Consider the following 13913-nt stretch of genomic DNA (forward strand, 5'->3'; position numbering starts at 1 on the left):
GGGTAAGCCGGGGCTGGCGATGCGCCCGTGATCAAGGTGCTCAGCGCGGGCGGGGCGACGACGGACGCAGGCGCGCAGCCAACGTGTGGAGATGGCGCGGCCGCGGCGGTCGGCGCGGTTTTCGGCTTGACGCGGGACGGGTTCACTTTCCGTGTTGCCGGCCGCTGAAGGCCGACAGTCGGCGTCGTCACGGTCGACGGGTTCACTGCGGCCTTGCGTCTGACCACTGCACGCGCCGGTGCCGGCATGGCTGCTGCAGCCGTCGGGCATGGGACCGTGGCGCTGGTTGCCTTGGAAGCCATTCCGGCCTGCGCGGAAGGCGACAGGGTGGCCAACGCCAGGCAGACGGCGAACCAATGCATCGCGGATGTTTTGCATACAGATGAATATTGGTCGACTGAACTCAATGTTTGATTTTCATTCGTGCGCATAGAAATTCAATGAAAAGAATTGCATGCATTCTTTCGTGACGGCTTGAATTGCGTGGTCGGAACTGCACGATTTCACCGAATTTATGCATGAAGTCAGAAATTCAATCGATTTATGCATACAAGTTGATGAGTTGAAATTTTGGTGCGCAAGCGGCCTTGGGCTCTCACGTGCTCTTCTGGATGCGCATCGCGGGCATGGGCGGCCTCCCTAAAATCCCCCGCTTTGCCCCGTCAAACCGCCTCCTCTATGCCCCAAGGAACGATCGCCATCCGCGGCGCGCGCCAACACAACCTCAAGAACCTGGACCTCGACATCCGGACGGGCGAGCTGACGGTGGTCACGGGGCCCAGCGGATCCGGCAAGTCCAGCCTGGTGTTCGACACGCTCTACGCCGAGGGGCAGCGGCGCTACGTCGAGACCTTCTCGGCCTACGCGCGCCAGTTCCTGGACCGCATGGACAAGCCCGCGGTGGACCGGGTGGAGGGCGTGCCGCCGGCCATCGCGATCGACCAGACGAACCCGGTACGTTCATCGCGGTCCACGGTCGGCACGATGACGGAGCTCAACGACCACCTGAAGCTGCTGTTCGCACGCGCCGGCCAGTTGTTCGACAAGGTCACGGCGCAGCCCGTGCGGCACGACTCGCCGGACAGCATCCTGGCCGAACTCGAGCGCCGCGCCGCGGCGCACGGAGATCCGCGGCTGGTGCTGACCTTTCCGGTCGAACTGCCCGCGGGCACCTCGGCCGAGCAGGTGGCCGAATGGTTGTCGGCCAGCGGCTTCACGCGCATCCAGGCCGAGCGCGAGGTGGCCACGCCGGCCGGGCCGCGCAAGCTGCTGGACGTGGTGGCCGACCGCCTGCGCCTGTCGGGCGCCGAGCGCGTGCGCACCATCGAGGCGATCGAGACCGCGCTCAAGCGTGGCGCCGGCCGGCTCAACGTCTATGCACTCGCAGCGGAACCCGAGGGCGAGCCGCAGGTCTGGCGCTTTTCCACGGGACTGCATTGCCCCGACAGCGACCTGCGCTATGCTGATCCGATCCCGTCGATGTTCTCGTTCAACTCGCCGGTCGGCGCCTGCGAGACCTGCCGCGGCTTCGGCCGGGTGATCGGCGTGGATTACGACCTGGTCATCCCGAACGACAAGATGACCCTGCGTGCCGGCGCCGTCAAACCGATGCAGACGCCGGCCTGGCAGGAGGCCCAGGACGACCTGATGCGCCACGCCGAGGCCGCAGGCATTCCGCGCGACACCCCCTACAAGCAGCTCACGCCCGAGCAGAAGCACTGGGTGATCCACGGATCGCCCAACTGGAACGGCAAGTGGAACCAGCACTGGTTCGGCGTCAAGCGCTTCTTCGAGTACCTGGAGAGCAAGGCCTACAAGATGCACATCCGCGTCTTGCTGTCCAAGTACCGCAGCTACACGCCGTGCGAGACCTGCGGCGGCGCCCGGCTGAAGACCGAAAGCCTGCTCTGGCGCCTGGGCAGCAAGGACGATGCGGACGCCGTGCTCGAACCGGCCAAGCGCTTCCTGCCGCACGGCGTCCAGTGGTCGCGCCCGCAACTCGAAGCCCTGCCGGGCCTGACGCTGCACGACCTCATGCTGCTGCCAATCGAGCGGCTGCGCCGCTTCTTCGACCGGCTGTCGTCCAGCACCGCCACCGCCGGCCAGGGCGAGGCGCAGGCGCTGCGCCTGCTGTTCGAGGAGATCACCACGCGGCTGCGCTACCTGTGCGATGTCGGCATCGGCTACCTCACGCTGGACCGCCAGAGCCGCACGCTGTCGGGCGGCGAGGTGCAGCGCATCAACCTGACAACGGCGCTGGGCACCTCGCTCGTCAACACCCTGTTCGTGCTGGACGAGCCCAGCATCGGACTGCATCCGCGCGACATGCACCGCATCATCGAGGCCATGCAGCGCCTGCGCGATGCGGGCAATACGCTGGTCGTCGTCGAGCACGATCCGGCCGTGATGTTCGCGGCGGACCGCATGATCGACATGGGCCCCGGCCCGGGCGAGCGCGGCGGCCAGATCGTGTTCGACGGCAGCACGGCGCAGCTGCGCCACGCCGACACACTGACGGGCCAGTACCTGGGCGGACGCAAGCAGATCGGCATCGGCCAGCGCCGCGCCGTCGGCGACAACACGCCGCGCCTGGTCCTCGAGGGCGCGCGCGAGCACAACCTGCGCGACGTGACGGTCGACATCCCGCTGCAGCGCCTGGTCTGCGTGACCGGCGTCAGCGGCTCGGGCAAGTCCACGCTGATCCAGGACGTGCTGGCGCCTGCGTTGCTGCGCCACTTCGGCCGCGCCACCGATTCGCCTGGCCTGCACGACCGCCTGCTCGGCGCCGACCACCTGGCCGACGTGGTCTACGTGGACCAGTCGCCCATCGGCAAGACCGCGCGCTCCAACCCCGCCAGCTACGTGGGCGCGTGGGACGCGATCCGCGCGCTGTTCGCCGACGCGCCGCTGGCGCGCCAGCGCGGCTACACGGCGTCGAAGTTCAGCTTCAACAGCGGCGACGGGCGCTGCCCCACCTGCGGCGGTTCCGGCTTCGAGCACGTGGAGATGCAGTTCCTGTCGGACGTCTACCTGCGCTGCCCGGACTGCGACGGCAAGCGCTACCGTCCGGAGATCCTGGAAGTGCACATCGAGCGCCGCGACGCCGCGACGGCCAGGCGCCGCCCGCTCAGCGTGGCCGACGTGCTCGATCTGACCGTCTCCGAGGCCGTGCTGGTGTTCGAGAACGACCGCGAAGTCGTGCGTGCGCTGCAGCCCATCGTCGACGTGGGCCTCGAATACGTGAAGCTCGGCCAGCCCGTGCCCACGCTGTCGGGCGGCGAGTCGCAGCGGCTCAAGCTCGCGGGCTTCCTGGCCGAAGCGGCCAAGAGCGCGGCGCCGTCGCGCCAGAGCCTGGCGCGCAAGGGCACGCTGTTCCTGTTCGACGAGCCCACCACCGGCCTGCACTTCGACGACATCGCCAAGCTCATGCGCGCGCTGCGCAAGCTGCTCGACGCCGGGCACTCCCTGGTCGTGATCGAGCACAACCTCGACGTGATCCGCGCGAGCGACTGGCTCATCGACATGGGGCCCGAGGGTGGCGACGGCGGCGGCCTGGTGGTGGCCACCGGCACGCCCGAGCAGGTGCGCGAACACCCGTCGTCGCACACCGGTGCCGCGCTGCGCGACTACGAGACCGCCATGCAGCCTGGCCAGTCGCTGGCCGTGCAGGAGCCGGCGACACGCTACGTGGTGGCCGCACCCGCGGCCATCGAGATCGTGAACGCCAAGGAGCACAACCTGAAGTCGCTGTCGGTGAACATTCCGCGCGGCAGCTTCAACGTGGTCACGGGCGTCAGCGGTTCCGGCAAATCCACGCTGGCCTTCGACATCCTGTTCAACGAAGGCCAGCGCCGCTACCTGGAATCGCTGAACGCCTACGCGCGCAGCATCGTGCAGCCCGCGGGCCGGCCCGAGGTCGACGCGGTCTACGGCATCCCGCCGACCGTGGCCATCGAGCAGCGCCTGTCGCGCGGCGGCCGCAAGTCCACCGTGGGCACGACCACCGAGGTCTGGCACTTCCTGCGCCTGCTGTACGTCAAGCTCGGCGTGCAGCACTGCGTCAAGGACGACGCGCCGGTGCAGCCGCAGACACCCGACAGCATCGCCGCCCAGCTGTTGCGCCAGTTCCGCGGCCAGCACATCGGCCTGCTGGCGCCGCTGGTGATGAACCGCAAGGGCGTCTACACCGAGCTGGCCGACTGGGCGCGGCCGCGCGGCTACACGCACCTGCGCGTGGACGGCAACTTCCTGCCGACCACGGGCTTCCCGCGCATCGACCGCTTCAAGGAGCACACGATCGAGCTGCCCGTGGCCAGCCTGGACGTGACACCGGCCAACGAGGCCCGCTTGCGCGAGGCACTCGCCCAGGCGCTCGAGCACGGCAAGGGCGTCGTCCACGTGCTGAGCCAGCTCGACGGCCTGCGCGCTGCGCTGGCCGATGCGCAGCCCACGGCGCACATCGGCCAGCTGCTGGTGTTCTCGGCCAAGCGCGCCTGCCCGGTCTGCGCCACCTCGTACGCCGAGCTCGACCCGCGCCTGTTCTCCTACAACAGCAAGCACGGCTGGTGTCCCGACTGCGTGGGCACGGGCGTCAAGCTGACCCGGGAGCAGCGCGCCGTCTACGACGACTCCGTGCGTGACGACGACAACAAGGGCCGCGAACAGACCTTCGCCGAACCCGAGGCCGAGGACGTGGGCGAGCACGCCTGCCCGGCGTGCGCCGGCACACGGCTCAATGCCACGGCGCGCGCCGTGCGCTTCGACGGCCGTTCGATCACGGACATCGCGCGCATGTCGGTCATGCAGGTGCGCGCCTGGGTGCAGGGCCTGCTGGCGGGCGGTCGCCTGTCGGCCCGCGAGGCCGACATCGCGCGCGACCTGCTGCCCGAGATCGCGGGCCGGCTCGAGTTCCTCGAAGAGGTGGGCCTGGGCTACCTGACGCTGGACCGCGGGGCGCCCACGCTGTCCGGCGGCGAAGCCCAGCGCATCCGCCTGGCCGCGCAACTGGGCAGCAACCTGCAGGGTGTCTGCTACATCCTGGACGAGCCCACCATCGGCCTGCACGCGCGCGACAACCACATCCTGCTCAACGCGCTGCACAAGCTCGGCGACAAGGGCAACACGCTGGTCGTCGTCGAGCACGACGAGGACACCATCCGCCGCGCCGACCACCTGATCGACATCGGCCCGGGCGCTGGCAAGCGTGGTGGCCGGCTGGTGGCGCAGGGAACGGCCGACGACCTGTCGCGGGCGGAAGACTCGGTCACCGGCCGCTACCTGCTGCACGCCATGCGCCATCCGCTCAAGGCCCGCCGCGACACCGAACCGGGCACGTCCTGGCTCTCCGTGCGCGGCGCGCGCGAGCACAACCTGCAGTCCGTCGATGCCGACCTGCCGCTCAAGCGCCTGGTCGTCGTGACCGGCGTCAGCGGCTCGGGCAAGTCCACGCTGGCGCGCGACGTGCTGCTGTCCAACGTGCAGACCGTGGTGGCGCAGAAGTCCACGCAGGCCGGCCTGGCGGCGCTGACGCTGCATGGCCCGAACTGGACCGGCTGCGACGAGGTGCGCGGCTACGAGCAGATCGACCGCGTGCTCGAGGTGGACCAGACGCCCATCGGCAAGACGCCGCGCAGCTGCCCGGCCACCTACATCGGCTTCTGGGACACCATCCGCAAGCTCTTTGCCGAGACGCTGGAGGCCAAGGCGCGCGGCTACGGCCCCGGCCGCTTCTCGTTCAACACCGGCGAGGGCCGCTGCCCGACCTGCGAAGGCCAGGGTATCCGCACCATCGCGATGAGCTTCCTGCCCGACGTGAAGGTGCCGTGCGAGAGCTGCCACGGCGCGCGCTTCAACCCCGAGACGCTGGCCGTCAGCTGGCGCGGCAAGAGCATCGGCGAGGTGCTGCAGATGGAGGTGGACGAGGCCGTCGAGTTCTTCGGCAGCATGCCCAACATCGCGCACCCGCTGCAGCTGCTGAAGGACGTGGGCCTGGGCTACCTGACGCTGGGCCAGCCATCGCCCACGCTGTCGGGCGGCGAGGCGCAGCGCATCAAGCTGGTCACCGAGCTCAGCAAGGTGCGCGACGACGTGGGCCGCCGCGGCCAGAAGGCGCCGCACACGCTGTATGTGCTGGACGAGCCCACTGTGGGCCTGCACATGGCCGACGTGGAGAAGCTGATCCGCGTGCTGCACCGGCTGGTGGACGGCGGCCACAGCGTGGTGGTGATCGAGCACGACCTCGACCTGATCGCCGAGGCCGACTGGGTGCTGGACCTGGGCCCCGAAGGCGGCGACGGTGGCGGCCGCATCGTCGGCGCGGCGCCGCCGGAAGAGCTGGTGCGCCTGGGCACGGCCACCGGTGTGGCGCTGGCGCCGGTGCTGGCGCGCGCCTGACCATGGCCTGACGGCGGGGCGGTGTTTCACGCCGTCGTCATATTGCGCAGCCAGGATCGATGACCGCCGCGTGACCGTTGTGTGTCCGCGGCGTCATCTTTTCGAACTCCGCGCGCCTTCGTGCGCCCCCACGCCATGTCTCTGTTTTCGTTCCGTCCGGCCCGCTGGACCGCGCTGGCCGCCGCCTGCGCCACCGTCATCACCCTGGCCGCCTGCGGCGGCGGCGACGATGAAGAAGCCACGCCCCAGACCATCGCGCTGAGCCTGCTGGGCCGGCACGAGACCGGCATCTTCGAGCAGAGCGCCGCCGAGATCCCGGCCTACGACGCGGCCAGCCGCCGTGCCTTCGTCGTCAACGCGCAGAAGGGCGCGCTCGACGTGATCGACCTCAGCGACCCGGCCAACCCGCGCCACATCGGCGTGATCGACACGCGCACGCTGCGCGCCGGCGCCGAGGTCAACAGCGTGGCCGTCAAGAACGGCATCGTGGCCGTGGCGGCGCAGGCCGCCGTGAAGACCGACACCGGCTTCGTGGCGCTGTACCGCGCGTCCGACCTCGTGCTGCTGGGCCAGGCCGACGTGGGTGCACTGCCCGACATGCTGACCTTCACGCCCGACGGCAAGACCCTGCTGGTGGCCAACGAGGGCGAGCCCAGCGACGACTACCAGGTCGATCCCGAAGGTTCGGTCAGCGTCATCGACGTGAGCAATCCGGCTGCGCCGACCGTGCGCACGGCTGACTTCAAGGCCTACATCGGCCAGGAGCAGGCCTTGCGCGCCCAGGGTGTGCGCATCTTCGGCCCCAATGCCAACGCCGCGCAGGACATCGAGCCCGAGTACATCACCGTCTCTGAAGACGGCCGTACCGCCTGGGCCACGCTGCAGGAGAACAACGCACTGGCCAAGATCGACATCGCCACCGCCAAGGTCACGGCCATCCTGCCGCTGGGCTTCAAGGACCACGGCGTGGCCGGCAACGGCCTGGACGTGACCGACACCGATGGCAAGGCCGAGATCCGCACCTGGGCCGGCCTGCGCGGCCTGTACATGCCCGATGCCATCGCGTCCTATGCCTCGGGCGGCAAGACCTACCTCGTCACCGCCAACGAAGGCGATGCCCGCGCCTGGGGCGAGGGCAACGCCGCCTACTGGGCCGGCGACGCGAGCAAAGGCTTCGTCGAGGAGTTCCGCGTCAAGCACCTGGTGCACAACAGCGGCTTCGACCGCCGTGCCGGCGAAGATCTGCCGCCGCAGCTGCGTGCGCTGGCGGCCGGTGCCGTGCTCAACCCCGACATGTTCGGCTACTGCGGTGCGACCTGGAACCTCTCGGCCGGCACCGCATCGGCCGGCAGCTGCCGCGAGGACAACCTGCTGGGCCGCCTCAACGTCACCTGGACGCTGGGCTACCAGCAGAACGCCGACGGCACGCCCAAGCTGCGCCGCCTGAACGGCCGCGACGTGCTGGTCTACGACGCGCTGTACGCCTACGGCGGCCGCTCGTTCTCGATCCGCGACGAGAACGGCACGCTCATCTGGGATTCGGGCGACCAGTTCGAGAAGAAGATCGCCGAGCTGCTGCCCGCGTACTTCAACTCCGACCACGCCGAGACCGCGTTCGACAACCGCAGCGACAACAAGGGCCCCGAGCCCGAAGGCCTGGCCATCGGCCGCATGGGCGACAAGACCTTCGTGTTCATCGGCCTGGAGCGCATCGGCGGCGTGATGGTCTACGACGTGACCACCCCGACGGCACCGGTCTATGTCACCTACATCAACAGCCGAGACTTCACGGTGGCTTCGCCCGGCGACAGCGCTGCCACGCTCAAGCAGGCCGGCGACCTGGGCCCCGAGGGCCTGACCTTCGTGCCGGCCAGGCAGTCGCCCAACGGCAAGCCGCTGTTGATCGTGGGCAACGAGGTCAGCGGCACCACGGCCGTCTACCAGGTCAACGCGACCTACTGACGAACGCCAGGGCGTGCCGGCACCCGGTACGTCCACCGGCGGTGGCGCCGCACGGCCGGCGCCATGGCCGCGCTGCAGGGGGCCGTGTGCGCGACGGGCGGCCCGCCGCCCCATTCGGCCGGCGAATCGGCCCATGTGCTGAATGAATTTGACCGCCGCATGGGGGCTGATCACACTGCGCGGGCGATTCGAACAAGAGACCCCGATGACAGACGAGACGACGATGGCGACCGTCCACCGGCTGGTGGCGGCGCATGCGCAGCAACCCGGCGCGCTGCTGCCGCTGCTGCATGCGGTGCAGGAAGCGCTGGAACACGTGCCGGACGCCGCCGTGCCGGCCATCGCCGAGGGCCTGAACCTCTCGCGCGCCGAGGTGCACGGCGTGATCACGTACTACCACCACTTCCGCCGCACGCCGCCCGGCCGCCATGTGCTGCAGGTCTGCCGTGCGGAATCCTGCCAGGCCATGGGCGCCGATGCGCTGTGGGCGCATGCCTGCAGCCGCCTGGGCATGCCCGAGGGCGGCACCCGTGCCGACGGCGCGGTCACGCTGGAGCCCGTCTACTGCCTGGGCCTGTGCGCGATGTCGCCGGCCGTGGCGCTGGACGAAGCGCCGCGCGCGCGCATGTCGGCACCGCGCCTCGACGCCTTGCTGCACGAGGTGGGCGCATGACGGTGCGCGTCTACATCCCCAGCGACAGCGCGGCCCAGGCCGTTGGCGCGGAGGCGGTGGCGCAGGCCGTGCAGCGCGGCGCCCAGGCGCGCGGCCAGGCCGTCGAGATCGTGCGCAACGGCTCGCGCGGGTTGTTCTGGCTGGAGCCGCTGGTCGAGGTCGTCACGCCCCAGGGCCGCGTGGCCTACGGGCCGGTCGACCCGTCCGATGTCGAGGGCCTGCTCGACGCCGGCCTGCTGCAGGGCGCAACGCACGCGCTGTGCCATGGCCTGACCGAGCAGATGGATTGGCTGCTGCGACAGGAGCGCCAGACTTTCGCGCGCATGGGCGTGACCGACCCGCTGTCGCTGCGCGACTACGAGGCCCACGGCGGCCTGGCCGGCCTGCGCCACGCGCTGGCGCTGGACGGTGCCGCCATCGTGCAGCAGGTGCTGGACTCCGGCCTGCGCGGGCGCGGCGGCGCGGCGTTTCCTGCCGGCATCAAGTGGAAGACGGTGGCCGGCGCGCAGGCAGCGCAGAAATACGTCTGCTGCAACGCCGACGAAGGCGACTCGGGCACCTTCTCCGACCGCATGGTCATGGAGGGCGACCCCTTCATGCTGGTCGAGGGCATGGCCATCGCCGGCATCGCCACGGGCGCCACGCAGGGCTACGTCTACGTGCGCTCCGAGTATCCGCATGCCATCGCCACGCTGCGCCGGGCCATCGACCGGGCGCGCGCGGCCGGCTGGCTGGGCCGCGACATCCTGGGCACGGGCCGTGCCTTCGACCTGGAGGTGCGCAAGGCCGCCGGCGCCTACGTCTGCGGCGAGGAAACCGCCATGCTGGAGAGCCTGGAGGGCAAGCGCGGCATCGTGCGCGCCAAGCCGCCGCTGCCGGCGCTGCAGGGCTTGTTCGGCCAGCCGACGCTGATCCACAACGTGATCACGCTGGCCTCGGTGCCCTTGATCCTGGCCAAGGGCGCCGCGTTCTACCGCGATTTCGGCATGGGCCGCTCGCGCGGCACGCTGCCGATCCAGCTGGCGGGCAACATCAAGCATGGCGGCCTGGTCGAGAAGGCCTTCGGTGTCACGCTGCGCGAACTGGTCGAGGGCTTCGGGGGAGGCACGGCCAGCGGCCGGCCGGTCAAGGCCATCCAGGTCGGCGGACCGCTGGGCGCCTATGTGGCGCCCGAGCACTGGGATGTGCCGCTGGACTACGAGGCCTACGCGGCCGTGGGCGCGGTGGTGGGCCACGGCGGCATCGTGGTGCACGACGACACGGCCGACATGGCGAAGCTCGCGCGCTACGCCATGGCGTTCTGCGCCATCGAATCCTGCGGCAAGTGCACGCCCTGCCGTATCGGCTCCACGCGCGGCGTGGAGGTGATCGACCGCATCGTGGTTGCGGACACGCAGAACCGGCCGCAGCAAGTCACTTTGTTGCGCGACCTGTGCGACACCATGCTGCACGGCTCGCTGTGCGCCATGGGCGGCATGACGCCCTATCCGGTGCTGTCGGCGCTGGACCACTACCCGCAAGATTTCGGCCTCGCCGCGCCTGCTGCGCGCGCCGCCTGAGGAGATCCCCATGCTCGACCATCTCAGAGAAACCGACCACGGCACCCCGGCGCGCGTCTCGTTGGAGGAGGTCACGCTGACCATCGACGGCGCCCAGGTCACCGTGCCCAAGGGCACCTCGCTGATGCGCGCCGCGATGGACGCCGGTGTCCGTGTGCCCAAGCTCTGCGCCACCGACAGCCTGGAGCCCTTCGGCTCCTGCCGGCTGTGCCTGGTCGAGGTCGAGGGCCGCAAGGGCTACCCTGCCTCGTGCACCACGCCCGCAGAGGCCGGCATGCAGGTGCGCACGCAAAGCCCCAGGCTGCAGCAGCTGCGCAAGGGCGTGATGGAGCTCTACATCTCCGACCATCCGCTCGATTGCCTGACCTGCAGCGCCAACGGCGACTGCGAGCTGCAGGACATGGCCGGCGTGACCGGCTTGCGCAACGTGCGCTACGGCTTCGATGGCGCGAACCACCTGAAAGACAAGAAGGACGAGTCCAACCCGTACTTCACCTACGACCCGTCCAAGTGCATCGTCTGCAACCGCTGCGTGCGCGCCTGCGAGGAAACGCAGGGCACCTTCGCGCTGACGATCTCGGGCCGCGGCTTCGAGAGCCGTGTCAGCGCCGGGCAGGACGAACCCTTCATGCAGAGCGACTGCGTCAGCTGCGGCGCCTGCGTGCAGGCCTGCCCCACGGCCACGCTGCAGGAGAAGACGGTCATCGAACTCGGCCAGGCCGAGCACAGCGCCATCACCACCTGCGCCTACTGCGGCGTGGGCTGCGGTTTCAAGGCCGAGATGAAGGGCAACGAAGTCGTGCGCATGGTGCCGTGGAAGGACGGCAAGGCCAACGAGGGCCATTCCTGCGTGAAGGGCCGCTTCGCCTGGGGCTATGCCACGCACAAGGACCGCATCACCAAGCCGATGGTCCGCGCCAGGATCACCGACCCCTGGCGCGAGGTCAGTTGGGAAGAAGCCATCGGCCACGTGGCGTCCGAGTTCCGCCGCATCCAGGCGCAGCACGGGCGCGACGCGGTCGGCGGCATCACCTCGTCGCGCTGCACCAACGAAGAGGCCTACCTCGTGCAGAAGCTCGTGCGCACGGCCTTCGGCAACAACAACGTGGACACCTGCGCGCGCGTGTGCCATTCGCCCACCGGCTACGGTCTGGGCCAGACCTTCGGCACCTCGGCCGGCACGCAGACCTTCAAGTCTGTCGAGCAGAGCGACGTGATCATGGTCATCGGCGCCAACCCTGCCGCCGCGCACCCGGTGTTCGCCTCGCGCATGAAGAAACGGCTGCGCCAGGGGGCGCAGCTGATCGTGGTGGACCCGCGCCAGATCGACATCGTGAAGTCGCCGCACATCCGGGCCGCCTACCACCTGCAGTTGCGGCCCGGCACCAATGTCGCGCTGATCACGGCGCTGGCGCATGTGGTCGTGACGGAGGGCCTGCTGGCCGAGGGCTACATAGCCGCGCGCTGCGACGCCAAGTCCTTCGGCCAGTGGAAGGAATTCGTGGCGCGCGCCGAGAACTCGCCCGAGGCCACCGCCGCCATCACCGGCGTGCCGGCGGAGCAGGTGCGTGGCGCGGCGCGTCTCTACGCCAGCAAAGGCAAGAACGCAGCCATCTACTACGGCCTGGGCGTGACCGAGCATGCACAGGGCTCGACCATGGTCATGGGCATCGCCAACCTGGCCATGGCCACCGGCAACGTGGGCCGCGAGGGCGTGGGCGTGAACCCGCTGCGCGGCCAGAACAACGTGCAGGGCAGCTGCGACATGGGCTCGTTCCCGCACGAGCTACCGGGCTACCGCCACATCTCCGACAGCACGGTGCGCGGCCAGTTCGAGGCCGCCTGGGGCGTGGACCTGAACCCCGAGCCGGGCCTGCGCATTCCCAACATGTTCGACGCGGCGCACGCCGGCAGCTTCAAGGGCCTGTACTGCGAGGGCGAGGACATCGTGCAGTCCGACCCCAACACGCAGCACGTGGCCGATGCACTGATGGCCATGGAATGCCTGGTGGTGCAGGACATCTTCCTGAACGAGACCGCCAAGTACGCCCACGTGTTCCTGCCCGGCGCCTCGTTCCTGGAGAAGGACGGCACCTTCACGAATGCCGAGCGCCGCATCTCGCGCGTGCGCCAGGTCATGCCGCCGCTGGCGGGGTATGCGGATTGGGAGGTGACGCAGCTGCTGTCGAACGCGCTGGGCTACCCCATGCACTACGGCCACCCGCAGGAGATCATGGCCGAGATCGCCGCGCTGACACCCAGCTTCGCCGGCGTGAGCTACGAGCAGATCGACAAGCACACCAGCCTGCAGTGGCCCTGCCATGCCGGCACCGACGAGGCCGGCACCGCCACCATGCACATCGGCGGGTTCGTGCGCGGCAAGGGCCGCTTCATCATCACCAAGTACGTGGCGACGGACGAGAAGGTCACCCCGCGTTTCCCGCTCATCCTGACCACGGGCCGCATCCTGTCGCAGTACAACGTGGGCGCGCAGACGCGGCGCACGCCCAACAACCAGTGGCACGACGAGGACCGGCTGGAGATCCACCCGCAGGATGCCGAGGACCGCGGCATCCGCGAGGGCGACTGGGTCGGGATCGCCAGCCGCGCCGGCGAGACCGTGCTGCGCGCCACGGTGACCGAGCGCATCCAGCCGGGCGTGGTCTACACCACCTTCCACTTTCCCGAGTCTGGCGCCAACGTGATCACCACCGACAGCTCGGACTGGGCGACGAACTGCCCCGAGTACAAGGTGACGGCCGTGCAGGTGATGCCGGTGGCCCAGCCCTCGGCCTGGCAGCGCGGCTACGAGAAGTTCAACCGCGAGCAGCTCGGCCTGCTGAAGGCCGCTGGCGAGCCCGCGGCCGTGGTCGGCAAGTGATGCGGCCGATGCCGTCGGTGCGGCCGGTCCGGGATGCCCGCGCGGCGACGGGCGCAACGCCGACACCCACCCTTGAATGCATGGACTGGAGCCCCGCCTGATGGACACCGCCAACCTGGTCCGCATGGCCAACCGCATCGGCGACTTCTTCGACGCCATGCCCGAGCGCGACGACGCGCTGGCGGGCATTGCCGAGCACATCGAGAAGTTCTGGGAGCCCCGCATGCGGCGGCAGTTGCTGGCCGCCGTGGACGCGGGCGAGGCCGGCGCGCTGCAGGAGATCGTGCGCGCTGCGCTGGAGCAGCGCCGGGACGTTATCGGCCGGGCCACGCAGGGTGGGTGAGGGGCTGGCGCTGCGCCAGGCCCTGTCCGCGCTGCCGCGGCCCTGCTCGGTACACTCGGCGCCCCCGAAGGAGTGAATGCCAAGATGCCAGTGACGGAACAG

General features: G+C 69.7%; 5 protein-coding genes and 1 pseudogene. All 6 read left to right on the forward strand.

The window, feature by feature from the left end; all coding sequences use genetic code 11:
- Nucleotides 1–213 precede the first annotated feature (213 nt).
- The 6 genes and pseudogenes from ASF44_RS31840 to ASF44_RS16755 all read left to right on the forward strand — a co-directional run bounded on the left by ASF44_RS31840 (nt 214) and on the right by ASF44_RS16755 (nt 13811).
- Nucleotides 214–414 (forward strand): hypothetical protein, encoded by a 201-nt coding sequence (locus tag ASF44_RS31840; RefSeq protein WP_156374533.1) that lies wholly within the window; start codon nt 214–216, stop codon nt 412–414.
- A gap of 264 nt (nt 415–678) precedes the next feature.
- The gene (uvrA, locus tag ASF44_RS16730; RefSeq protein ID WP_056900372.1) at nt 679–6393 is read left to right on the forward strand and encodes an excinuclease ABC subunit UvrA; all 5715 of its coding nucleotides are present in this window, start codon (nt 679–681) and stop codon (nt 6391–6393) included.
- A gap of 135 nt (nt 6394–6528) precedes the next feature.
- Complete coding sequence (locus ASF44_RS16735; protein WP_156374534.1) at nt 6529–8355, forward strand: choice-of-anchor I family protein; 1827 nt, start codon at nt 6529–6531, stop codon at nt 8353–8355.
- A 259-nt stretch (nt 8356–8614) separates the two neighbouring features.
- Nucleotides 8615–10587, forward strand: a pseudogene (locus tag ASF44_RS16745) (formate dehydrogenase subunit gamma); the annotation flags it as partial.
- A gap of 10 nt (nt 10588–10597) precedes the next feature.
- Complete coding sequence (fdhF, locus tag ASF44_RS16750) at nt 10598–13468, forward strand: formate dehydrogenase subunit alpha (RefSeq protein ID WP_056900375.1); 2871 nt, start codon at nt 10598–10600, stop codon at nt 13466–13468.
- 100 nt (nt 13469–13568) lie between these two features.
- A complete protein-coding gene (locus ASF44_RS16755) occupies nt 13569–13811 on the forward strand; it encodes a formate dehydrogenase subunit delta (RefSeq protein ID WP_056900376.1) in 243 nt (80 codons plus the stop codon).
- The last annotated feature ends 102 nt before the right edge of the window (nt 13812–13913 follow it).

The organism is Pseudorhodoferax sp. Leaf274 (assembly GCF_001422445.1).
In the GTDB taxonomy this organism is placed as follows: Bacteria; Pseudomonadota; Gammaproteobacteria; order Burkholderiales; family Burkholderiaceae_C; genus Pseudorhodoferax.

Excerpts from the sequence above, each read along its gene's own strand:
- ASF44_RS16755 (WP_056900376.1), top strand. The coding sequence starts at position 13,569 with ATGGACACCGCCAACCTGGTCCGCATGGCCAACCGCATCGGCGACTTC.
- fdhF (WP_056900375.1), top strand. The coding sequence starts at position 10,598 with ATGCTCGACCATCTCAGAGAAACCGACCACGGCACCCCGGCGCGCGTC.
- ASF44_RS16735 (WP_156374534.1), top strand. The coding sequence starts at position 6,529 with ATGTCTCTGTTTTCGTTCCGTCCGGCCCGCTGGACCGCGCTGGCCGCC.
- uvrA (WP_056900372.1), top strand. The coding sequence starts at position 679 with ATGCCCCAAGGAACGATCGCCATCCGCGGCGCGCGCCAACACAACCTC.